The sequence below is a fragment of the Rhizobium azibense genome (genome assembly GCF_004342325.1).
Classification (GTDB): Bacteria; Pseudomonadota; Alphaproteobacteria; order Rhizobiales; family Rhizobiaceae; genus Rhizobium; species Rhizobium etli_B.
Window position 1 is genome coordinate 155583 of sequence record NZ_SMBJ01000009.1, and the last position, 22157, is coordinate 177739.

The 22157-nt window shown below is 59.3% G+C and carries 18 protein-coding genes and 1 tRNA gene; 11 read left to right on the top strand and 8 right to left on the bottom strand.

Going from position 1 to position 22157, the window contains the following annotated elements:
* Nucleotides 1-32 precede the first annotated feature (32 nt).
* The gene (locus tag EV130_RS22585) at nt 33-611 is read left to right on the top strand and encodes a nuclear transport factor 2 family protein (protein WP_074062465.1); all 579 of its coding nucleotides are present in this window, start codon (nt 33-35) and stop codon (nt 609-611) included.
* On the top strand, nt 608-2758 hold the full coding sequence (locus tag EV130_RS22590; RefSeq protein ID WP_132661485.1) for a hypothetical protein: 2151 nt from the start codon (nt 608-610) through the stop codon (nt 2756-2758). Before EV130_RS22585 ends, EV130_RS22590 begins: the two co-directional genes overlap by 4 nt.
* 261 nt (nt 2759-3019) lie before the next feature.
* Here EV130_RS22590 and EV130_RS22595 read toward each other — a convergent pair.
* Together EV130_RS22595 and cpdR1 are read right to left on the bottom strand one after the other, a co-directional pair.
* Nucleotides 3020-3094 (bottom strand) — tRNA-Val (locus EV130_RS22595).
* A gap of 84 nt (nt 3095-3178) precedes the next feature.
* Nucleotides 3179-3541, bottom strand: coding sequence for a response regulator CpdR1 (gene cpdR1, locus EV130_RS22600; protein WP_003542883.1), 363 nt, complete (start codon nt 3539-3541; stop codon nt 3179-3181).
* A 191-nt stretch (nt 3542-3732) separates the two neighbouring features.
* On the opposite strand from cpdR1, the gene EV130_RS22605 reads away from it, so the two are divergent.
* Nucleotides 3733-4614, top strand: a complete 882-nt coding sequence (locus tag EV130_RS22605) for an N-formylglutamate amidohydrolase (RefSeq protein ID WP_074062463.1) — start codon at nt 3733-3735, stop codon at nt 4612-4614.
* Between the two features lie 249 nt (nt 4615-4863).
* Entirely contained in the window at nt 4864-5637 is a 774-nt protein-coding gene (gene hisN / locus EV130_RS22610) for a histidinol-phosphatase (RefSeq protein ID WP_074062462.1), read from the top strand.
* A gap of 12 nt (nt 5638-5649) precedes the next feature.
* Here hisN and EV130_RS22615 read toward each other — a convergent pair whose 3' ends face one another.
* A complete protein-coding gene (locus tag EV130_RS22615; protein WP_074062461.1) occupies nt 5650-6624 on the bottom strand; it encodes an alpha/beta fold hydrolase in 975 nt (324 codons plus the stop codon).
* Nucleotides 6625-7028: 404 nt separating this feature from the next.
* On the opposite strand from EV130_RS22615, the gene EV130_RS22620 reads away from it, so the two are divergent.
* Nucleotides 7029-7496: an Hsp20 family protein gene (locus EV130_RS22620; protein ID WP_074062460.1), complete on the top strand. Its 468-nt coding sequence runs from the start codon at nt 7029-7031 to the stop codon at nt 7494-7496.
* Nucleotides 7497-7564: 68 nt separating this feature from the next.
* Here the strand turns inward: EV130_RS22620 and EV130_RS22625 are convergent, their stop codons facing one another.
* Nucleotides 7565-8569 carry a bile acid:sodium symporter family protein gene (locus EV130_RS22625; RefSeq protein WP_132661488.1) on the bottom strand — a complete coding sequence of 335 codons (1005 nt, stop codon included), beginning with the start codon at nt 8567-8569 and terminating at the stop codon, nt 7565-7567.
* A 95-nt stretch (nt 8570-8664) separates the two neighbouring features.
* Here EV130_RS22625 and EV130_RS22630 point away from each other — a divergent pair, with 95 nt between their 5' ends.
* Entirely contained in the window at nt 8665-9522 is an 858-nt protein-coding gene (locus EV130_RS22630) for a LysR substrate-binding domain-containing protein (RefSeq protein WP_132661491.1), read from the top strand.
* A 39-nt stretch (nt 9523-9561) separates the two neighbouring features.
* Here EV130_RS22630 and EV130_RS22635 read toward each other — a convergent pair whose 3' ends face one another.
* A complete protein-coding gene (locus EV130_RS22635; protein WP_074062458.1) occupies nt 9562-10047 on the bottom strand; it encodes a BA14K family protein in 486 nt (161 codons plus the stop codon).
* 205 nt (nt 10048-10252) lie between these two features.
* On the opposite strand from EV130_RS22635, the gene EV130_RS33870 reads away from it, so the two are divergent.
* On the top strand, nt 10253-10381 hold the full coding sequence (locus EV130_RS33870; RefSeq protein ID WP_257788689.1) for a hypothetical protein: 129 nt from the start codon (nt 10253-10255) through the stop codon (nt 10379-10381).
* 13 nt (nt 10382-10394) lie between these two features.
* Here EV130_RS33870 and EV130_RS22640 read toward each other — a convergent pair whose 3' ends face one another.
* The gene (locus tag EV130_RS22640; protein ID WP_074062457.1) at nt 10395-11447 is read right to left on the bottom strand and encodes a threonine aldolase family protein; all 1053 of its coding nucleotides are present in this window, start codon (nt 11445-11447) and stop codon (nt 10395-10397) included.
* Between the two features lie 524 nt (nt 11448-11971).
* Between EV130_RS22640 and gltB the strand changes: the two genes are divergently transcribed.
* The 3 genes from gltB to EV130_RS22650 all read left to right on the top strand — a co-directional run bounded on the left by gltB (nt 11972) and on the right by EV130_RS22650 (nt 18405).
* Complete coding sequence (gene gltB, locus EV130_RS22645) at nt 11972-16693, top strand: glutamate synthase large subunit (protein ID WP_074062456.1); 4722 nt, start codon at nt 11972-11974, stop codon at nt 16691-16693.
* Nucleotides 16694-16757: 64 nt separating this feature from the next.
* Entirely contained in the window at nt 16758-16931 is a 174-nt protein-coding gene (locus EV130_RS32665) for a hypothetical protein (RefSeq protein ID WP_165918557.1), read from the top strand.
* Nucleotides 16932-16950: 19 nt separating this feature from the next.
* On the top strand, nt 16951-18405 hold the full coding sequence (locus EV130_RS22650) for a glutamate synthase subunit beta (protein WP_074062455.1): 1455 nt from the start codon (nt 16951-16953) through the stop codon (nt 18403-18405).
* 135 nt (nt 18406-18540) lie between these two features.
* Here EV130_RS22650 and EV130_RS22655 read toward each other — a convergent pair whose 3' ends face one another.
* On the bottom strand, nt 18541-19752 hold the full coding sequence (locus EV130_RS22655; protein WP_074063321.1) for an SGNH/GDSL hydrolase family protein: 1212 nt from the start codon (nt 19750-19752) through the stop codon (nt 18541-18543).
* An 88-nt stretch (nt 19753-19840) separates the two neighbouring features.
* On the bottom strand, nt 19841-21064 hold the full coding sequence (locus EV130_RS22660; protein WP_132661494.1) for a lytic murein transglycosylase: 1224 nt from the start codon (nt 21062-21064) through the stop codon (nt 19841-19843).
* Between the two features lie 204 nt (nt 21065-21268).
* Here EV130_RS22660 and galU point away from each other — a divergent pair, with 204 nt between their 5' ends.
* Nucleotides 21269-22156 (top strand): UTP--glucose-1-phosphate uridylyltransferase GalU, encoded by an 888-nt coding sequence (gene galU / locus EV130_RS22665; RefSeq protein ID WP_074062453.1) that lies wholly within the window; start codon nt 21269-21271, stop codon nt 22154-22156.
* Nucleotide 22157 lies beyond the last annotated feature (1 nt).

Consider the following 22157-nt stretch of genomic DNA (forward strand, 5'->3'; position numbering starts at 1 on the left):
AGGTTATGATGGTGAGACATTATGCGAGGTGGATGAAGAGCACGCCAAAAATATTCACGCTTCTATTGGGGTTTGGCGTCATGTTCGGCGGAACGGCGATGGCGGCAAGCTGCGTCGATAACGTCAATCCAAACTGGCTGCCGCCACGCGCCAATATCGTCAATCCTTCGACGGCCGACAGGCAGGCAATAATGGATCTGATTCACAGCTATAATTGGGCTCTGGATGACAAGAACGCCGCCGCATTCGCACAATTGTTCACCAGTGACGCACAATATGAGGCATGCTCCGGCGGCGGAGCCCTTCAGCTTATCAGAACGACTGTGACGCCCGAGTTGCAAGAATATATCGCGGATATTCTGAGCGATCTGGGGTCAAGGCAGGCGCGACACTTTGAGAGCAATACGCTGCTGCACCAAAACAAAGATGGAAGTGTCAACGGAAAGACCACGCTCCTGGTGACGCTTCAGTGGCCAGATAGGGAAGTTCCCGAGCTGGATTATACGGCGGTCATGCAAGAAACCTTCGTAAAAGACGATGACGGTCTTTGGCGCTTCTCGAAGCTGACACTGATCACGGACACGCCAGGAGTTCAAGCAAGAGCTCGTTGACCGGCTTTGGTCCGAAAACGAGGTGCTGGAGAGGGTCTTGCTGCATGGCTGCAAGAGGCTTTGCATCTATCATCGGGGTTATTGCGGCAGTTGTTTCGGCCAGCGGTTCATATTGGTTTTCACCCTTTGGATCCGGACCAACGGAGATTTACCGTTTCGGCTCACGAATGGCGACTACCGCGCTACAGAGCGGTGGCGGACAAACTTGTGAACAGGGCGGCAGGTGTGACGCCCTGACAGGTTGCATCGCGCCCGTGCCCCCTCCGGGCTCTGCCGTGAAGGTTCTTCCTCAAGACAAAGTTTATGAGCGCTATGTGCAGCAGCTTCGGATATTTGAAGCCTGCAGGGAAATAGTTCTTTCGAAGAAGAGCCAGAGCAAGAACGATGTTCTGCGTGTCAATCTCGCCTCCTCTTCACTTGAGGCTGAGGCGTTCGCTGAAGCGGTTCTTCGCCTTGACGGCGATATCCTCTGGGCACCGGCTTCAGCAACCAACAGCACCGTCACCAAATTCGGCGACGAGGCACGCGCTGTGTTTGGACCAATTCCGGATGCGGATTGCGCGAATGACGCTCAGACAATGCCGATCGAGGTCGACGGCAACATTGTCGAGTTGAAGCCCAACTTCACCAGGCCCAATCACCCATTGGAATTCGAGCATCGCGACGCTTCGGGCAACGTCATCGCGTGGACCAGCGGGATTGAGAAATGCGACAAGCCTTCGCTGGCCGGAAACGTCGCCTATTGCGCTCCGGGCTCGCGCCTGAAGCGTGTGGTCAAAGGCAACGTGGAATGGCTAACATTGTGTCGCAAGTCGACGTCGAATCTGATGGTGAGCTCAAATCCCTATTGGCAGGCTTCCAATCCCCGCTTCGCCCTTCTAGGCACGGTCGGATTTAACCGCATTACCGGCGAGATTATATTTTTTGACGGGCGCAAAGACCGAAGCGAGTTTGATTGGTCCCGATCATTCGTTCCTCCGGGAGGGCATTCTTACTCCGATAGTTCGGGAAGAGCGTCCGCCGAGGCGCTATACGATCCGACCTTTCAAATTCAATGCCATATCTGTCACGACAACAAGAGCCCCTATGTGATCAATCCACATGCCGCGCAGGCGCGTGTGGGTTATTTCGACGGCGAGCAGGATTTGCGAGCAATAGCGTTCAGTCTGGGCGGCTACCTGCCCGAAAGGCCGCGTACCGAACAGATGCCATTTCGCGTCATCGGCTCCAGCTACACCGCGGTCCACGGCGCCGACCTCGCCCGCGCCAAAACGGTCCGAGATCCGACGGGAAGCTGTACGGCCTGCCATACTTTGACGACACAGATCACAGGCCAGCGGTTTGCCGCCGATGCAGTGGGTCGGGAACCATGGATCGCCAAGCCGACATGGGACAAAGTCATGGAGCTGCAAGAAGAAAAAAAGAAGATCGCACGGATCGACAACCGGCGCACGGACTGGGCGCTCCGGTCCGGCGCCGGCAAGATCCATCCCTGGATGGTGCCGGGTAGGGGAAACGACTTGTCCGCGTTGCAGCCGCCGATTAGCGCTGCAGACTGGCAAAAACTAAGCAATTGTCTTTGGGATGCCGGCGAGGCCGAATGCGGTTATCGACCGCTTTACACGGCCTGCCCTGCGCCGGGATCAGGCCCGCAAGAGGACGGCTCCGCACCGACGGATCTGTCGATCGAGGTAATTCCGCCGTCGTCAGGCAAAACCGAAAGGGACCATAGGGTACGATTGCGCTGGAAATATCTCAACGGCTACGGCGGCGTTCCAGAGAGGGATGATGTCCGGTTCAACGTCGCAGTCAGGACGGCCGCAATCCCTCTGACGCGGGAGCCTCCATCTCCGAGCGACTACCCCTATCTGAATGAAACAGACGGCAATAAGATCACTGTCCTCAATGAGAATGTCGAGGCCTCTGATGATACAATGCTGATCAAAAATGTCTCCTACGCTGGACACTCCAGGTTCACCGACCCAACCCCGTCGATAGTGCCACGTGACTTCAAGCTGGACATCCCGGCAAAGTGCAACAGGCGATATCTCGTTCGCCTCGCCCCGAAAAGGTTCTGTTTCGATCAGAATGTTATGGCGTATAGCGCAACAGGTTATCTGCTCTACGCCGACACCGTGTGCGACTAAATCAGATTTTTTTCGCGCCCGGAGCTGCTGAGGCAGTCGAGATGGCCCAATCATCCGAGGCTCGGTGCCCGAGTTTACCGAGAGCGGGCAGTGGTGCTGGTAAAACGGGTTTCAAACGGAAGTCCGCTACAGTCCTGATGAAAGTGCATTTCTAGGTTATCGGATGCCAAACGTGGCAACCTTTCATCACCGAACTTGGCACCATTTGGCACCAGAAACCAAGAAGGGCTCGGCGGTTTCCCGCTAAGCCCTTGAAAAGGATGGTGGGCGTGACAAGGATCGAACTTGTGACCCCTACGATGTCAACGTAGTGCTCTCCCGCTGAGCTACACGCCCATCCGATGGCGGCGCATAGATCACAAAACCTTGGGAGCCGTCAATAGGCTTTTTTGAAGTTTTGTGACCCGCCACCCGCAAGCCTTATGCGGCAAGCATTTTGTTCACTTCGTCGACCAGATCGCGAAGATGGAAGGGCTTGGAAAGCACCTTTGCATCCTTCGGCGCCTTCGAATCGGGGTTCAGTGCAACGGCTGCAAAACCGGTGATGAACATGACCTTGAGGTCCGGGTCGAGCTCGGTGGCACGGCGTGCGAGTTCGATGCCATCCATTTCAGGCATGACGATATCGGTCAGGAGCAGGGAGAAGGGCTCTTCCCGCAGCCTGTCATAGGCGCTTGCGCCGTTATCGTAGGACAGAACCTTGTAACCGGCCTTTTCGAGCGCCTTTACGAGGAAGCGGCGCATGTCGTTGTCGTCTTCGGCGAGCAGTATCTTCTGAGTCATTATCCAGACCGATTGGTGAATAGGTTTTTTAGTGGGAGGTGCCAGCTATTTACACTAGACTTTGGCCGGTAAACAACCGGTGAATTGCCTACCTTGGGCCGTCATCCCCGCTACATAGTATGGACTTGCGCTGAGGCAACTGGCAACATGGGCGAAGCAGCCGTCCTGTGACATGGTTAAGAGGGAAAAAGGTGCCGGAAATTCGCGAATACGAGCTTTTTGAGATCCGTGAGCCCGTGTCGCAGACCATTCCCTTCGTTTACAATTCTCCCCACAGCGGCCGTATTTATCCACCGGAATTTATCGCCCAGTCGCGGCTCGAAGGCATTTCCATCCGCCGGTCGGAGGATCACTATGTCGACGAGCTCTTTTACGCCGCCAGCCTGCTTGGCGCTCCTCTGCTTCTCGCCAACTTCCCGCGCGCCTATCTGGATGTAAACCGCGAACCCTATGAGCTCGATCCGCGCATGTTCGACGGCCTGTTGCCGCCTTATGCAAACATCAATTCGCTGCGCGTGGCAGGCGGGCTCGGCACGATCCCGCGCATCGTGGCCGAGAATATGGAAATCTATGCCCGGCGGCTGCCGGTGCAGGAAGGGCTCGATCGGGTCGAGAGCATCTACAAACCCTACCACGCCGCGCTGCGCCGCTTGATCGCCCGCACCCACGTGCAGTTCGGTTTCGGCGTGCTGATCGATTGCCATTCGATGCCAGGCAATGTCCGCGTTGCAGGCAGCAATTCGCGGCCCGACTTCATCATCGGCGACCGGTACGGGACCAGCGCATCGGCCGAACTTTCGCGTACGGCGATCAGTATTCTCGAGGAGATGGGTTTCACCGCCATCCGCAACAAGCCTTATGCCGGCGGCTTCATCACCGAGCATTACGGCCGGCCAGCCCGCGGGCTGCACGCCCTGCAGATCGAGGTCAACCGGGCAATCTACGTGGACGAAGTGACGCTGGAAAAGCACACGGACTTTCCGCTGATCGTCAACGCCGTCACCGGCTTCATGCGGCAGATGGCCAGTTACGTGGAGCAGTTCGCAACCGATACGGCACTTGCTGCCGAATGAGCTTGCGGACAGTCGCTCAAAAAAGAACCGCGCTGTTCAGCGCGGCTAAGTCTAGGGAGGAAACACCCAAGGAGGGTATTTACAGTCAGAAGACTGTATGAAGACGCTACTGCTGCGTTGCACAATTGTCAATCATTATTTTGCGATGCAAAATCTTTAGGCATAAATCGAGAGGATGCCTTGTATATTTGCATTCGAGCCCAATTCAGCTAAGAAAATGCGGCCACAAGCCTAGAAAACGGATCATCCATGCTCCCTGACCGCTCGTTCTTCAATTGCCTGGCGGAAGCCGCCAAGGCCGAGACACTGCCGCGATTCCGATCTGGCCTCGATGTGACGAACAAGCTTTCGAGTGGCTTCGATCCCGTGACCGAGGGCGATCGGGCAGCGGAAGCGGCAATTCGCAAGCTGATCGAAGAGCATTTTCCCAGTCATGGCATTCTGGGCGAGGAACACGGCGATATTGGCCTGGACCGTGATTATGTCTGGATCATCGATCCTATCGACGGCACGCGGGCCTTCATTTCCGGCGTGCCGGTATGGGGAACGCTGATCGGGCTACAGAAGAACGGGCGGGCGATCATGGGCATGATCGAGCAGCCTTTTACCGGCGAACGCTATTTCGCGGATGAGAACGGCTCGATCTATTCCGGACCGGAGGGTGAACGGCGCTTGAAGACACGTGATTGCGAAACGCTTTCGAACGCGATCCTCTTCACCACCTCGCCGCATCTCTTCACCGGCTTGGAAATGGAGAAATATCGCGAGATCGAACGCCAGGTCCGGCTCTTCCGCTATGGCACGGATTGCTATGCCTACGCACTTCTGGCGGCCGGCCACGTCGATCTCGTGATCGAAAACGGCCTCAAGCCCTACGATGTCGGCGGGATCATTCCGGTGATCGAAAATGCAGGCGGCATCATCACGACCTGGGACGGCGGGAGGCCGGAAAACGGTGGCTCGATCATCGCCGCCGGCAGCCGCGCGGTTTACGACCAGGCGCTTGCGATCCTGCAGCGCTAGTCGCCATCCGCCTCAGACGCCGAATCCTTCGACCTCTTCAGCGGCCTCGGCATCGCTGCCGGGAATGAATGCGTGGAACGCGGCAAGTGCTGCGGCGCGGTAGGCGTCGCGCTCCTGAAAAATCTCGTGCCGTGCGCCATTGATGGGCACGAGCTGGGCTGCGCGGAAATATCGCGAAAGCCGTTCCTGCGCGATATAGGGCACGACGCCGTCGCGGGTCGGGGCAATGACGATCGTCGGGATGGTAATCGAAAAGAGGTGGCTCGGCATCAGAACCTTGTCGATCGCCTTGAACGATTCATGGACCCAGCGCGCGGTCGGGGGGCCGAGCATCAGTTCCGGATGCTCCCTCATCATGGCGAGGTTGCGCTCGTAACGCACCGCGTCCGATGTCAGCGGATTGTCCTGGAACGGAAGCTCCCGTAGCTTGCGGCTCAATGGCAGCGAGCCAAGTCCGAGCGAGCAGGCCGTGGCGGCCAGGCGGCGGATGGTCGTGGCAGACGCTGCCTGGCCGATCAGGCCGATGAAGGGCGCCGAAAGCACCATGCGTTCAATGCGTGTTGCAAGATAGGGAGCGGCCGAAAGCGCAATCAGGCCACCGGTCGAGTGACCGAGCAGGTAGAAGGGCAGGCGGGTGTCGGGCAGCACGACCTTTTCCAGAAAGCTGTCGAGGTCTCGCTCGTAATCGGAAAAGCGCCTCACATGGCCATGCTGGCGCTTCTTGATGAGCCGTGGCGAACCGCCCTGGCCACGAAGATCGAAAATCGCAACCCAGAAGCCCTTCGCCGTCAGGTCGCCGATCGTCTCGAAATATTTCTCGATGCATTCGTTGCGTCCCTGCAGGATGACGACCGTGCCTTTTGCAACCGAGGCATCGGAGCGGAACACCGCATAGCGCAGCTTCAAGCCGTCATGTGTCTCGAAATAGCCTTCGGTACGGCTGTCCGGGACCGGATTGTCAGGTGTCGAAATAAGGACGCTGTCCATGAGCCGCTGCTTTCGATGCCGCTTTCGGTCTAGGGGATAATGCACGGGGACGGAAAATCAACAGTTAAGCGCGGAGCGAATAAAAAGAGACCGGCGGGGCGATTTGAGATCTGCCCGGCGCCGGCCGTAAATCGGACTGAAGAAGAAGGGACGATGCACTTCAGCCATCGGGCCAGTTTGATTACCCGACAATGACTAGTTTTACAGACGTGCTGCTGAACGCACGCAAAACCTCGCGTTCATGCCCCGTTCACCAGGCTTCCAAAAGGTCTTGAACTGAGGAAAGCCGATCACCATCTGAATTCTGCGGGTGCCAAACGGGTCCGCTGAACCGTCCCGAAGCTGCCGAATAAGGGGTTTCAGGGGCAATTATCGCAACACGTCGCTTCCTTCAGGAGGACATCATGCGTCACGTAGACTTTTCTCCACTTTATCGTTCGACCGTCGGTTTCGACCGTCTCTTCACCATGCTCGACAGCCTGGCTCAGCCGGATCAGGGCAATACCTATCCACCCTACAACATCGAGCGCACCGGTGAGAACACCTACCGCGTCACCATGGCCGTTGCCGGTTTCGATGAAAGCGAAATCTCCATCGAGGCTCAGGCCCACGCGCTGACCGTCAAGGGCCTGAAGAGCGAAGAGAACGCGCAGGGCAGCGAGTTCCTCTATCGCGGCATCGCCAAGCGCGCCTTCGAGCGCCGCTTCCAGCTTGCCGATCACGTCGAGGTGACCGCCGCTTCGCTGAAGAACGGCCTGCTTCATATCGACCTTCTTCGCAGCATCCCCGAAGCCATGAAGCCGCGCAAGATCGCGATTTCCGCAGAGCCTGTAAGCGCGCCGAAGGCTATCGAGGCTCAGGTCTCCAACTAAACGATCCCTCCCAGGATTGGAAAAGACAGGCGGCGTCCGTTGGGCGCCGCTTTTTTGTCGGCTGCAGATCAGGCTGGGCTTGCAGCCTCTTCGGCTTCCTCTTTTGTTATCCGATGCGCAGCCGCTGCGGCATATTTTTGCGCGATCACCGCGCAGACCATCAGCTGGATCTGGTGGAAGAGCATCAGCGGCAGAACGATGGCGCCGATCGACTGGCCGGCGAAGATGACGCTTGCCATCGGCACGCCACTTGCCAGGCTCTTTTTCGAGCCGCAGAAAGTGATGGTAATCTCGTCGGCCTTGTTGAAGCCGACAAGGCGGCTGCCATGCATCGTGAGCAGCAGGACGATCGCGAGCAGCAACATGTCGAGCACGACGACGACCGCGATGTCTCTTACCGAAAAAGTCTGCCACAGTCCCTCGACGACTGCGGCGCTGAAGGCGAGATAGACAACCATCAGGATCGATCCGCGATCGACCGGCATCAGGATTTTCTTCTTCGCGCGGATCCAGCCGCCGATAAAGGGCTGCAGGAACTGCCCGGCCACGAAGGGAGCAAGCAATTGCAGCAGGATCTTCTCCAGCGCATCCCAGGAAAAGCCGCCATGGCCGCCGACGGAAAAGAGCAGGCCGACGAGCAGCGGCGTCAGGAACATGCCGAAGATGTTGGAAGCGGAGGCCGAGCAGATGGCGGCGGGCACATTGCCGCCGGCAATCGAGGTGAAGGCGATGGAGGATTGCACCGTGGACGGCAGGACGCACAAGAAAAGGATGCCGAGATAAAGGGGCTGGGGCAGGATCCAATCCGGTATGAGGCCGAGCGCCATGCCGAGCAGCGGGAATACGGCGAACGTCGTCGCAAGAATGACGAGGTGCAGTCGCCAGTGCAGGATGCCCGCAACGACGACATCGCTGGATAGCCGGGCGCCATGCAGGAAGAAGAGCAACGCGATGGCAAGACCGGTGGCGAGGCCGAAATAATCTGCGAACACGCCGCTTGCCGGAAGCAACGAGGCAAGAATGACGGTAGAGACGAGCAGGATCGTGAAGGTATCGGGAAGGAAGCGGCGCATGGTGCATTCTCGGAATTCTCAGAAAGACAGTTGTCTTGTCCTCTATTATGAATCAGGATGCAAGGAATAACAGTTATCGCGAACCGGGATACATCATGCTTGATCTTACGCAATTGCGCAGCTTCGTTGCCGTCGAGCAGATGGGCAGTTTCACGCTCGCCGCAGAGCGTTTGGGGCTCGGTCAGTCTACCGTCAGCCAGCACGTCCAGCGGCTGGAAACGTCACTTGGGCGAAAGCTACTGGCGCGCGACACCCACCAGGTCGTGCTCACCGCAGATGGCGAGGCGCTGCTTTCGCATGCGCGCATGATGCTTTCCATCGAAGGGCAGGTTCGGTCGCTTTTCAAGGAAAACAGTCTGCGCGGCCGCCTCCGCCTCGGCGTCTCGGAAGATTTCGTGACCAGCCAGCTTCCGGCCGTGCTGGAGGATTTCGTGCGGTCGCATCCGTCGGTCGACCTCGAGTTGACGGTCGCGTTATCGGGTGCGCTTTACGAGATGCAGGACAATGGCGAGATCGATCTGGTGCTTGCCAAGCGCCGGCTCGGCGATGCCCGTGGCCGACTCGTCTATCGCGAGCCGCTGGTCTGGCTGGCGCGCGATCCGGAACATGTGCTTGCCCAGGAGCCATTGCCGTTGATCGCCTTCCCGCCGCCAAGCGTGACGCGCAGCATTGCACTGGAGGCCCTCAGCCGGATGCAGGTGCCCTGGCGGATCGTCTGTACCTGCGGCAGCCTGAGCGGGCTTACGGCCGCAGCGCGGGCCGGAATGGGAGTCCTGGTGCAGCCCCGCAGCATGGCCCCCTCGGGTTTGAAAGAAATCGGCACGGCAGGGCTGCCGCTGCTGGAGGATGTGGAATTCGTGCTGGTGCCGCGCAAGGGCGCCGATCAGGCACTGGTGTCGGCGCTTTCGGAGGACATTGTTGGAAAGGTGCGGGGTTTGCGATCGGCCGCATAATAGAAACCCGCCAGACGGCGGGTTTCGGTTGCTTGCCGATCAATAGGGCGAAACGCACTGCCGGCGCGGCCCGTAATAGGGTTGGAACGTATTGTCCCAGGCCCTATAGGAGCGATATCGGCTGTAGCACCAGCTCGTATGACCGTTGCCGCCATAAGCATAGGAGGACGGTGCGCCATAGTAGGGCTGAGCCAGGGCGCCGCCGACGATCGCACCGAGCGCCAATCCGCCGATAATTGCGGCCGCGTCGTTGTCATTGTCATAATCGTGGTACCGGCGACCATAATATCTGTTGTAGCGATAACCACGATTGCCGCCATAGTATCCGCCGCGATTGTTGCGCCAGCTCTTGATATACCGGCGTCTGGCAAAATTGCTCCATCCGCTCCAGTCGCGATCCCCAATCTGCTCTATGTTCGATGCGACTTTCGGCTTTTCCAGATTGATCGCAGGAAACGCCTCGGCAGGTGGTACGCTGGTCAAGGCAGTCACGAGCGACACAAGAACGACTGCTATTTTTTTCATGGCACTTCACCTTTCGCTTATAAACGGTTGAGTGCCCACCAAGTTCCATAAGATAAGGGTCCCATGCGTTCGCCGGACGGAAGGTTAACCGGCTGCTTACCGTCTTAAGCCCCTTTCAACCTTGTCGCTTAGCTATTTGTTGATATTACGGCTCCTACGTTAGGAACCAATATGGTCGTCGTTCGGGGCAAGAAAGGACGGACCGATGATGTATGGCGTACTCTTCGTTTCCGGGCTGGTGGCCTGTGTAATGATGATCCTGGTGATTGGACACGAGGCGGAAAAGACGGATGAGGGTGCCCCGCAATCCGCCGTCTATGGCCATCAGAACTAGGTGCTACCGAGCTTTATGCCGCCAGACACTTCAGGAAGCCGTCGACATCGGCTTTTGTCGTGGCGAAGCTGGTGACGAGGCGGATCAGCGTCTCGTTGTCGTCGACGAGGTCAGGCGTTGCGGCCGGAATCGACCACTCGTAGAACGCTGCCCCCCTTTTTTCAGCAGTCCTTGCCGCGCTCTTGGTGATGACGGCGAAGACTTCGTTGGAGGCAGTGGGCCAGGCGAGCCTGGCGCAATTGCTAGCGCCGATGCCGGCACGAAGGCCGTCGGCCATGTCGTTTGCGTGGCGGGCAAGATCGAGCCAGAGACCATTGTCGAAATAGGCATCGAACTGGGCGGCGATGAAGCGCGACTTGGAAAAGAGCTGTGCCGCACGCTTGCGGATAAATGGCATCTCTTTTGCCTCGTCCGGATTGAAGAAGACAATCGCCTCGGCGCACCAGCAGCCGTTCTTGGTGCCGCCGAAGGAAAGCATGTCCACCCCGCGTTTCCATGTCATTTCGGCAGGCGTTGCGCCGAGCGCAACGAGCGCGTTGGCAAAACGTGCTCCATCCATGTGAAGGGCAAGGCTCCTCTTTCTTGCGATGGCTGAAATCTCGCCGATTTCCGGCAACGAGTAGACCGTGCCGATTTCGGTTGCCTGGGTGATGGTGATGGCGCTGGCGCGGCCATGGTGCACGGCATCCTCGGGGAAGCTTGCAATCTTCGCCGAAAGCTTTGCTGGATCGATCTTGCCGGAGTCCCCGGCAACGGCGACAAGGCGAGCGGAGTCGGAGAAAAATTCCGGTGCGCCACATTCGTCCTCGATGACGTGGGCTTCCGAATGACAGAAGGTGACGCCGCCGGGGCGCTGGACGCTGGCGAGCGAAAGCGAATTCGCAGCCGTTCCGGTCGCGACAAAGAAGACGGCGACGTTACGCTCGAAGACCTCGCAAAAGCGTGCCTCGACTTTCCTGTCGAGGTCGCTGGTGCCGTATGCGGACGCGAACCCCGCGGAAGCCTCGAGCAGGCGTTGGGCAATCGATTGATGGGCGCCAGCCCAGTTGTCGGAAGCAAAATACATGGAAGGACCGTTGGGGAATGCGGGGGGTTGGCAGGTTCGGCAGGGACATTACGCCAAAGCTTCACGCCGTCAAACATCTGCGTCGCAATGCATCACAAATATTGAACTGCGCAATCAATAAACAAAATAGCGTGGCGCGGTGTAATTTAATTTCGCCATTTTCGCCAATCTGGCAATCTTCCGTCGCAAAACGAGGTTTTTTAAACGCGCGCTCTTGCGGAGCGCATAGGTTTCTGGCATAGAACTGATGAATTAGGACAGTGTTGCTGTCCTATTTTGGCCTAAACGGCCGAAGAGGCGCCGAAAGCCCTGACCTTTGCAGGGTTTCACGCTATAGTCCACCCGAGCGCAGCCAAGGCCGCGCGGCGGCGACTGGCAGGCGCGGAGCGCAACGGCTCGCTTTTGGCGGGCCAACGCGACCGGATCTTCGACAATGCAACAGCGCTGTCACGCGCCGAACCCCTTTTCAAGGGACGGCGCGCGACAAGGAGACGCCCACTCGCGGGCTTTGACAGGAGGGAAAGATGACGAAGACGCCATCCACGGGTTTTGACCAGTTTGCAGCAGCACACGTGCGCGCAACGGCCAATACGCGTAAATCCGCCTCCGGTTTGCCGCGAAAACAAGGTCTGTACGATCCGCGCAACGAACATGACGCCTGCGGCGTCGGCTTCGTCGCGCATATGAAGGGCCAGAAGTCGCACCAGATCGTCAAGGACGGCCTTTTCATTCTTGAAAACCTGACGCATCGCGGTGCCGTCGGTGCTGACCCGCTGATGGGCGATGGCGCCGGTATTCTCGTGCAGATTCCCGATCGTTTCTTCCGCGAGGAAATGGCGAAGCAGGGCGTCATCCTGCCCAAGGCCGGTGAATACGGCATGGGCCATATCTTCATGCCGCGCGACGAACAGCAGATCGAGCACTTCAAGAAGGTGATCCAGGACGTGATCACCGAGGAAGGCCAGGTCTTCCTCGGCTTCCGCGACGTACCGGTCGACAACTCGTCGCTTTCCAAGGCGCCGGATATCGCCGCCACGGAACCGCATCATGTTCAGGTCTTCATCGGTGCCGGCGAGGATGCCGCGACGAACGACGAGTTCGAGCGCCGCCTCTTCACGCTCCGCAAGGTGATCTCCAACCGCATCTATGACGAATTCGAAGGCGAGGAGAGCAACTTCTATCCGGTGTCGCTCTCGTCATCTACCGTCGTCTACAAGGGGATGTTCCTCGCCTATCAGGTCGGCGCCTACTACAAGGACTTGTCGGACCCGCGGTTCGAAAGCGCAGTTGCCCTCGTACACCAGCGGTTCTCGACCAACACCTTCCCGTCCTGGAAACTGGCCCATCCCTATCGCATGGTTGCCCACAACGGCGAAATCAACACGCTGCGCGGCAACGTCAACTGGATGGCGGCGCGTCAGGCGTCGGTGTCTTCGCCGCTCTTCGGCGAAGACATTTCCAAGCTCTGGCCGATCTCCTACGAAGGTCAGTCGGACACAGCCTGCTTCGATAACGCGCTCGAATTCCTCGTGCGCGGCGGCTATTCGTTGTCGCATGCGGTGATGATGCTTATCCCGGAAGCCTGGGCCGGCAACCAGTCGATGGCCGCTGAGCGCAAGGCATTCTACGAATACCACGCTGCCTTGATGGAACCATGGGACGGACCGGCTGCCGTGGCCTTCACCGACGGCAAGCAGATCGGCGCGACGCTCGACCGAAACGGCCTGCGTCCGGCGCGCTATCTCGTCACCAATGACGATCGTGTCATCATGGCGTCGGAAGCCGGTGTGCTGCCGGTTCCGGAAGAAAACATCGTCCAGAAGTGGCGCCTGCAGCCCGGCAAGATGCTGCTGATCGATATGGAAGAAGGGCGCATCATCTCGGATGACGAAGTGAAGTCGCAGCTTGCGACCCAGCATCCCTATCGCAGCTGGCTCGACCGTACTCAGCTCATCCTGGAAGACCTGAAGCCGGTCGAACCGCGTGCGCTGCGCCGCGACGTCTCGCTGCTCAACCGCCAGCAGGCCTTCGGCTACACCACCGAAGACACAAGACTCCTGATGTCGCCGATGGCGACGACGGGTCAAGAAGCGATCGGTTCGATGGGCACGGATACGCCGATTTCTGCGATGTCCGACAAGTCGAAGCTGCTCTACACCTACTTCAAGCAGAACTTCGCCCAAGTGACAAACCCTCCGATCGATCCGATCCGCGAAGAGCTCGTCATGAGCCTGGTTTCCTTCATCGGGCCGCGGCCGAACATTCTCGACCATACCGGCATGGCAAACGCCAAGCGCCTCGAGGTGCGCCAGCCGATCCTGACCAACGGCGATCTCGAAAAGATCCGATCGATCGGTCACACGGAAGACCGTTTCGATACCAAGACGCTCGACTTCACCTATGATGTCGAGCGTGGTGCCGAAGGCATGCCGGATATGCTCGATCGTCTCTGCGAGCGTGCCGAAGCGGCAGTCAAGGGTGGCTACAACATCATCGTGCTCTCCGACCGCCAGATCGGGCCAGATCGCATCGCGATCCCGGCGCTGCTGGCCACTGCTGCCGTCCACCATCACCTGATCCGCAAGGGGCTTCGGACGTCCGTCGGTCTTGTCGTCGAAACCGGCGAGCCGCGCGAGGTGCATCACTTCTGCCTGCTCGCTGGCTATGGCGCTGAAGCGATCAATCCGTACCTTGCCTTCGACACACTGCTCGACATGCATGCCAAGGGCGAGTTTCCCAAGGAAGTGGACGCCAGTGAAATCGTCTACCGCTACATCAAGGCGGTCGGCAAGGGCATCCTCAAGGTGATGTCGAAGATGGGGATTTCGACCTATCAATCCTATTGCGGTGCGCAGATCTTCGACGCAATCGGACTGCAGTCGGAATTCGTCGACAAATATTTCTTCGGCACGGCAACGATGATCGAAGGCGTCGGCCTGGAAGAGATCGCCAGGGAAACCGTCGCTCGCCATACCGCCGCCTTCGGCCGCGATCCGTTGCTTGCAAGCACGCTCGACATCGGCGGCGAATATGCTTTTCGAATGCGTGGCGAAAGCCATGCCTGGACGCCGGACGCCGTTGCAGCCCTCCAGCATGCCGTTCGCGGCAATGCCGAGGATCGCTACCGCGAATTCTCCGAAATGGTCAACACAACGGCGCTGCGCATGAACACCATCCGCGGCCTGTTCAGGGTCAAGAGTGCCGAGCAGCTCGGCCGCAAGCCGGTATCGATCGACGAAGTCGAACCGGCAGCCGATATCGTCAGGCGCTTCTCGACGGGTGCGATGTCCTTCGGCTCGATCAGCCGCGAGGCGCACACGACGCTCGCCATCGCCATGAACAAGATCGGCGGCAAGTCGAACACCGGCGAAGGCGGCGAAGAGTCCGACCGCTACATGCCGCTGCGCGACGGCTCGATGAACCCGGAACGCTCGGCGATCAAGCAGATCGCTTCGGGACGGTTCGGGGTGACGACCGAATATCTTGTCAATGCCGACGTGCTGCAGATCAAGGTCGCGCAGGGTGCAAAGCCCGGCGAAGGTGGCCAGCTGCCGGGTCACAAGGTCGACGCGACAGTCGCCAAGACCCGCCATTCGACGCCCGGCGTCGGGCTGATTTCGCCCCCGCCGCATCATGACATCTATTCGATCGAAGATCTGGCGCAGCTGATCTACGACCTGAAGAACGTCAATCCGGCGTCCGACGTCTCGGTCAAGCTCGTCTCGGAAGTCGGCGTCGGCACAGTCGCCGCCGGTGTTGCCAAGGCGCGCGCCGACCACATCACCGTTGCCGGCTTTGACGGCGGCACGGGTGCCTCACCGCTGACTTCGCTGAAGCATGCCGGCAGCCCTTGGGAAATCGGCCTCGCCGAAACCCAGCAGACGCTGGTGCTGAACGGGCTGCGCTCGCGTGTCGCCCTGCAGGTGGACGGCGGCCTGAAGACCGGCCGCGATGTCATCATCGGCGCGCTGCTGGGCGCCGACGAATTCGGCTTCGCAACCGCGCCGCTGATTGCCGCGGGCTGCATCATGATGCGCAAGTGCCACCTCAACACCTGTCCGGTAGGGGTTGCGACGCAGGACCCGGTCCTGCGCAAGCGCTTCAAGGGCACGCCAGAGCACGTCATCAACTACTTCTTCTTCGTCGCCAACGAAGTGCGCGAAATCCTGGCCTCGCTCGGCTTCACCAGGCTCGACGACGTCATCGGCGCTTCGGAACTGCTCGAGAAGGACGAAATGCTGGCGCATTGGAAGGCCAAGGGGCTCGATTTCAGCCGCATCTTCCATAAGGTTGATGCGGCAAAGGAAGAGACTTACTGGACTTCGCGCCAGAAGCACCCGATCGACGACATCCTCGACCGCAGGCTGATCGAGAAGGCCGAGCCTGCGCTTTCGGCAAAGACCCCGGTCGCCTTCGAAGCCGATATCAGGAATGTCGACCGTTCGGCGGGCGCCATGCTCTCTGGCGAGGTTGCCAAGCGCTACAACCACCGTGGCCTCAAGGACGATACGATCAACGTCACTCTCAAGGGGACAGCCGGCCAGTCGTTCGGTGCCTTCCTCGCACGCGGCGTCACCTTCACCCTCATCGGCGACGGCAACGACTATGTCGGCAAGGGTCTTTCGGGCGGCAAGATCATCATCCGGCCCCCCGACAACTCGAAGATCGTCGCTGAAGATTCCATCATCGTCGGCAATACAGTGCTTTACGGTGCGACTGAAGGCGAGTGCTACTTCCGCGGTGTCGCTGGCGAACGCTTCGCAGTGCGCAACTCAGGCGCCATTGCCGTTGTCGAGGGCGTGGGAGACCACGGCTGCGAGTACATGACCGGCGGCGTGGTGGTCGTTCTCGGCGCAACGGGGCGCAACTTTGCGGCCGGCATGTCCGGCGGCGTCGCCTACGTTCTTGACGAGGCCGGCGATTTCGCCAAGCGCTGCAACATGGCGATGGTCGAACTCGAACCGGTTCCGGAAGAGGACGACATGCTGGAGAAGCTGCACCATCACGGTGGCGACCTCATGCACAAGGGACGCGTCGACGTCTCCGGCGACATGACACGTCACGACGAGGAGCGCCTTTATCAGCTGATCTCCAACCATCTGCACTACACGGGTTCCACCCGCGCCAAGCAGATCCTGGACAACTGGGTCGACTACCGTCCCAAGTTCCGAAAGGTCATGCCGGTCGAATACCGTCGTGCGCTCGAGGAAATGGAGCGGAGCCGGATGGGGATCGCCGCCGAGTGAGTGCTCCAAGACGCTGAATCTGCCACTGCTTCGACGAGCGGCATGGAGGATGCTGGAAAGAACGATGATGAAAAATCGATTTTCGCCGCTTCATTCCTTCATCTCTGTGTGCCTTGCCGTGGCAGTTTCCGCCGGAACCTCTTTTGCCGGCGGCGGCCTTGAAACGGAATTCGTAGCCCTGGGCGCAGTCGTGGGACTGGCCTACTGGTATTGGGGACCTTTAGGTCTTGGGCTTTAAGATGATGAGGGACGAAAATATGGGTAAGGTCACAGGGTTTCTGGAAATCGACCGGCAGGTAGCGAAGTATCAGCCGGCGTCGGATCGAATCCGGCATTTCCGCGAATTCACGATCCCGATGTCGGACCAGGAAGTGCAGAAACAGGCCGCGCGCTGCATGGACTGTGGCATCCCCTATTGCCATGGGCCGACCGGCTGCCCGATCCATAACCAGATTCCGGACTGGAACGACCTCGTCTACAACAACAATTGGGAAGCGGCGATCCAGAACCTGCATTCGACCAACAACTTCCCGGAGTTCACCGGTCGTGTCTGCCCGGCGCCCTGCGAGGAGGCCTGCACGCTGAACCTCGAAGATGCGCCCGTTGCGATCAAGACGGTCGAGCAGGCGATTGCCGACAAGGCTTACGAGCTCGGTTTCATCCGCCCGCAGCCGGCAACGGTCCATACCGGCAAGAAGGTCGCGGTCATCGGCTCCGGACCCGCCGGTATGGCGGCTGCCCAGCAGCTCGGCCGTGCCGGCCATGAGGTCCATGTCTACGAACGCGAAAGCCGCCCCGGCGGCCTGCTGCGCTACGGCATTCCCGACTTCAAGATGGAGAAGAACTTCATCGATCGCCGCGTCGAGCAGATGAAGGGCGAGGGCGTCACCTTCCATTGCGGCGTCAATGTCGGCGTCGACTTGAAGGTCGAGCAATTGCTGTCCGATTACGATGCCGTGCTTTACTGCGGCGGTTCCGAAACGCCGCGCGAGGCCGGCATTCCCGGTATCGAACTTGCCGGCGTCCATGACGCGATGCCCTATCTCGTGCAGCAGAACAAGCGTGTCGGCCGCGAAAACATCGACAGCGTCGGCTGGGCGTCGGATCCGATCCTGGCGGGCGCCAAGCATGTGGTCGTCGTCGGCGGCGGCGATACCGCTTCGGACTGCGTCGGCACGGCGTTCCGTCAGGGCGCTGTGAAGGTCACGCAACTCGACATTCGTCCGCAACCGCCAGAGAAGGAAGACAAGCTCGCCGTTTGGCCGTTCTGGGCAACCAAGATGCGAACCTCCTCGTCGCAGGCGGAAGGCGCCGTTCGCGAGTTCCAGGTCGCGACGCTGGAGTTCATCGGCGAAGACGGCGTGCTGACAGGCGTCACCTGCTGCGAGGTCGACGAGCGCCGCAAGCCGGTTGCCGGTACGGAATTCGTCATCAAGGCGGATCTTGCCTTTATCGCCATCGGTTTCCGCGGACCGTTCACCGACAGCGTCCTCAGGGAGCTGGACGGCAGGCTGACGCTCAACACCGATCGCCGCGGCTCGACCAATGTCGTTGCCAACGATCGCGACTACAAGACATCGGTCGACAAGCTTTGGACGGCAGGCGACGTTCGCCGCGGCCAATCCCTGGTCGTCTGGGCGATCCGCGAAGGCCGCCAGGCAGCGCGTGCGATCGATGAAGCGCTGATGGGCTCGACGGTTCTGCCGCGCTGATCGCCGTTGCCTAAAGCCGGACAGAACGCGCTGCTCGCAAAAGGTTGCGGGCGGCCGATCCGTTGAAGAGGCATGCACAGTGCTTGTGAGCTTTCGAAAGGCTTTGCCGGAAAATGCTCGGCCAAAGACCGGAGCTTACTTGGCCGAGACCTGCTTGGGCGTTTTCGAAGCCGGAAGGCTGTAGTCGTCCACGCGTCCTGCCGGCGCCGGCTCCATCTTGCCGTCCTCTACGAGCATGTCGCGCGGCGAATCCGCCAAAGTGACCGGAGCGAGCCCGCCGCCGAGAAGCTCAGATCCTCCATCGAGATCGGGGTCGGATAGACTGATCGGCTGTGTATGGGCAACCGGGTCCGACGGCAGACCGAGATGGGGCTGGTTGCTGGTGTCAAGGCGCACAAGGTCGGGACTTGCCTGCGTGCCGAGAAGGCGACGGGCCGGCTTTTCGACATAAAAGGCGACCTTGCGACGTCCGGCCTGCGTCAGATTGATGCCGTCCGAGGTGCGCAGGCGCACCTGCTGGCCATTGATGTCGGAACCGGTAACGACGAACTGCCCATTCACGTCCACGAAGCCGTCCCAGATGTCGACGAATTCGCCGCCGATGCTTTCCACCTGCTTGCGATAGAGCTGGTTCATCTGGACGGCGTCAGCCGTCATCGAGGGCGATTCGAAAGCCGGAAGCCCGACCCAAAGCAATGGTATCTTGCGGCTCGTTATTTCCTTGCCGAAGTTCAGCACACGCTTCTGATATTCGCCATACCAGGCGTCGGTGCGGAACTTCTCCTTGGCGTCGCCGATTACCATCTGCTGCCGGTCGTTGGCGCCGATCATGACGACGACCATCGCCGGCTTCAGTTCGTCCATCATCTTCGGCAGTTGTTCGGGCCAGTCGTAATAATCGTCGCGCACCAGGCCCGAAGAGACGTTGCCTCGGGCCTCTACGATCACGCCAGGCGAGGCCTTGAATGCTTCCGTCATGCCATCGCCCAGGCCGCTTGCGAGAAAGTCGCCGACGATCAGGATCTTTTGGGCATTCGCGAGTTTCTGGACCACCGGTTCCTGAAGGACGGGCGCCACGGGCCGCGCAGTGGCGACGGTTGGGGATTTGGGCGCGATCGGCGCCCGCTTGCGCTGACGCTGCGGCGGGCGTCGAACCTCGGGCGGCGGAGCATAGTCTTCGTTGATGTAGCGGCGGCCGGTGAAGAAATCGAAGATCGAGCGGCGGTAGTAATAGCGCTCCTGCGCGTCGGCAAAATCAAAGGGCGCGGTGATGGCGAAGGAAAGCGCCAATGCGGCGCAAAGCAGCGTCCTTGAGCCCAGTTTCAGCCTGTCACCCCATCTACGCATCGTCATGCCCCAAACCTTACGACATTTTCGCATGGACAAGACGCACACGTCCACTGTCCATGAAACCTATGTCGCGGATTTCTCCTTTCTAGCGCCGGAGCGCATTCAGGAGCGGGAGCGAGGGTTTGCCATCGGCCTGCATGCCGAGGCGTTCTTGAACCGCCGAAATCGCGGCCTTGGAACCTGAACCGAAATTGCCGTCGACCTCGCCGTTGTAATAGCCAAGCGTCTTCAGGCGATTTTGCAGCTCGAATTTTTCCTTCATGTCGAGCGTGCCCTCCGGTCGCGGCCAGCGCTGTTTCATGCCACCATAACCGGCAATCTCATCGGCAAGCAGGCCAACGGCGAGCGCATAGCTGTCGGAAGCGTTGTATTTCTTGATCGTGAAAAAGTTCCCGGTCATCAGGAAGCCAGGGCCGCCAGGGCCGGCCGGCATCTTCAGCACGGCTCTTGTCGAGCCGTCCCGAAAACCCTTGCCGCTGGGGCGGGTGACGCCCATCGCTGCCCATTGCGCGATCGTATGTGTCTTGCCGACCTGCTTTGCGAGGCTTGTCGGAACCGAAACTTCGTAGCCCCAGGTCCTGCCGGTGTCCCAACCGTTCTTTGCAAGAAGGTTGGCGGAGGTCGCAAGCGCATCCGGCACCGAATTCCAGATGTCGCGATGACCATTGCGGTCGGCATCGACAGCATAAAGCAGATAGCTTGTCGGGATGAACTGCGTATGGCCCATGGCGCCTGCCCAGGACCCCGTCATGCCATCGGCAGAGATATCACCGTTCTGCAGGATCTTCAGCGCAGCGACGAGCTGCTTCTTGGCGAACTTGGCGCGGCGATCGTCTGCGTAGGCAAGGGTTGCAAGCGCGCGTGGCACATAGTGCAGCCGGTCGTCCTTCGTGAGGACCGCACCGTAATTCGATTCCATCGACCAGATCGCCAGGATGATGTTCTTGTCGACGCCAAAATGCCGTTCTATCGCCGTCAGAGTCGCCGCATGCTTTGTGGCCATTTTGCGGCCGATATCGGCTGTATAGGGGTTGACGCGGGAGTCCACATAGTCCCAAATCTTGGTCGTGAATTCCGGCTGAAAGTTCGCCTTTTCAAGGACCGTCGGGTCCGGTTCGGTCACGCCTGCGAAAGCTTTCCGATAGGTTGCCTTGCTGATGCCATTTTGCGCGGCAGTTTGATAGAAGTCCGCGATCCACTTCTGGAACCGCTGGTCGGCCGCCGCGCTATGGGGAGCCAGACCTGCGGAAGCGGTCACCGTGAAGGCGAGAGCAAGACCACGAAGGGAGTATTTGCGGTTCTGGGTCATCGGCAGTCGTATCCGTCATCTTCGTTGCACGTGCGGCGGAGTTGCAGTTTCCGGCCAAACCCGACACTACCGGAACGGAGTCAACAAATTCTTTACCATGACCGGCTTCTCCCGTCATCCTTTGCAAAACGGTAGCGATTCTAATCTAGTTCACCCTAAAATAGCTTGAGTGTAAAAGCGATCCAGCCCCCCTAGGAGGTCTAAGTGGGACAGCAGAAAAAAGTTCGTAAAGCGGTATTCCCGGTTGCAGGTTTGGGAACACGCTTCCTCCCGGCCACCAAAGCCGTTCCGAAGGAGATGCTGACTGTCGTCGATAAACCGATCATTCAGTATGTGATCGACGAGGCGCTCGAAGCCGGCATTGAACACTTCGTTTTCGTGACGGGCCGCAACAAGCATATCATCGAAGACTATTTCGACATTCATTTCGAACTCGAGCAGACGCTGCGCGAACGCAGCAAGCAGGCCGAAATGACGCTGCTCGCCAATCAGCTTCCGAAAGCAGGCACGGTCAGCTTTACCCGGCAGCAGGAGCCTCTCGGCCTCGGCCATGCCGTTTGGTGCGCCCGCGAGATCGTCGGTGACGAACCTTTCGCGCTGCTTTTGCCGGACATGATCATGAAGAATGAAGGCAAGGGCTGCATGAAGGGCATGATCGATCTCTATTCCCAAAGTGGCGGCAACATCATCGCCGTCGAGGAATGTGCGCCCGATCAGGCCCATAAATACGGCATCGTGGGAGCCGGCGAACGGATCGGCGACGGTTTCCGCATCACCGGAATGGTCGAGAAGCCTGCCAAGGGGACGGCACCTTCCAACTTCTTCATCAACGGCCGCTACATCCTGCAGCCGGAGATATTCAAGATCCTGGAGACGCAGGAGCGCGGCGCCGGCAACGAAATCCAGCTGACCGACGGCATGCTGAAGCTGCTCAAGGAACAGGATTTTGCAGGCTACCACTTCCGCGGCACGACCTATGACTGCGGTGCGAAGGATGGTTTCATCCTTGCCAATGTTGCCTTCGCACTCGAACGTGCGGATATCCGCCCGACCGTCGAAGACGGTTTCAGGGCACTGCTGAAAGGCCTTTGAG

What these genes read in the sequence shown, in the direction of transcription:
- EV130_RS22585 (WP_074062465.1), top strand. Translation starts at nt 33, where the DNA reads ATGAAGAGCACGCCAAAAATATTCACGCTTCTATTGGGGTTTGGCGTC.
- cpdR1 (WP_003542883.1), bottom strand. Translation starts at nt 3,541, where the DNA reads ATGACTCAGAAGATACTGCTCGCCGAAGACGACAACGACATGCGCCGC.
- hisN (WP_074062462.1), top strand. Translation starts at nt 4,864, where the DNA reads ATGCTCCCTGACCGCTCGTTCTTCAATTGCCTGGCGGAAGCCGCCAAG.
- EV130_RS22615 (WP_074062461.1), bottom strand. Translation starts at nt 6,624, where the DNA reads ATGGACAGCGTCCTTATTTCGACACCTGACAATCCGGTCCCGGACAGC.
- EV130_RS22620 (WP_074062460.1), top strand. Translation starts at nt 7,029, where the DNA reads ATGCGTCACGTAGACTTTTCTCCACTTTATCGTTCGACCGTCGGTTTC.
- EV130_RS22625 (WP_132661488.1), bottom strand. Translation starts at nt 8,569, where the DNA reads ATGCGCCGCTTCCTTCCCGATACCTTCACGATCCTGCTCGTCTCTACC.
- EV130_RS22630 (WP_132661491.1), top strand. Translation starts at nt 8,665, where the DNA reads ATGCTTGATCTTACGCAATTGCGCAGCTTCGTTGCCGTCGAGCAGATG.
- EV130_RS22635 (WP_074062458.1), bottom strand. Translation starts at nt 10,047, where the DNA reads ATGAAAAAAATAGCAGTCGTTCTTGTGTCGCTCGTGACTGCCTTGACC.
- EV130_RS33870 (WP_257788689.1), top strand. Translation starts at nt 10,253, where the DNA reads ATGATGTATGGCGTACTCTTCGTTTCCGGGCTGGTGGCCTGTGTAATG.
- EV130_RS22640 (WP_074062457.1), bottom strand. Translation starts at nt 11,447, where the DNA reads ATGTATTTTGCTTCCGACAACTGGGCTGGCGCCCATCAATCGATTGCC.
- gltB (WP_074062456.1), top strand. Translation starts at nt 11,972, where the DNA reads ATGACGAAGACGCCATCCACGGGTTTTGACCAGTTTGCAGCAGCACAC.
- EV130_RS32665 (WP_165918557.1), top strand. Translation starts at nt 16,758, where the DNA reads ATGATGAAAAATCGATTTTCGCCGCTTCATTCCTTCATCTCTGTGTGC.
- EV130_RS22650 (WP_074062455.1), top strand. Translation starts at nt 16,951, where the DNA reads ATGGGTAAGGTCACAGGGTTTCTGGAAATCGACCGGCAGGTAGCGAAG.
- EV130_RS22655 (WP_074063321.1), bottom strand. Translation starts at nt 19,752, where the DNA reads ATGCGTAGATGGGGTGACAGGCTGAAACTGGGCTCAAGGACGCTGCTT.
- EV130_RS22660 (WP_132661494.1), bottom strand. Translation starts at nt 21,064, where the DNA reads ATGACCCAGAACCGCAAATACTCCCTTCGTGGTCTTGCTCTCGCCTTC.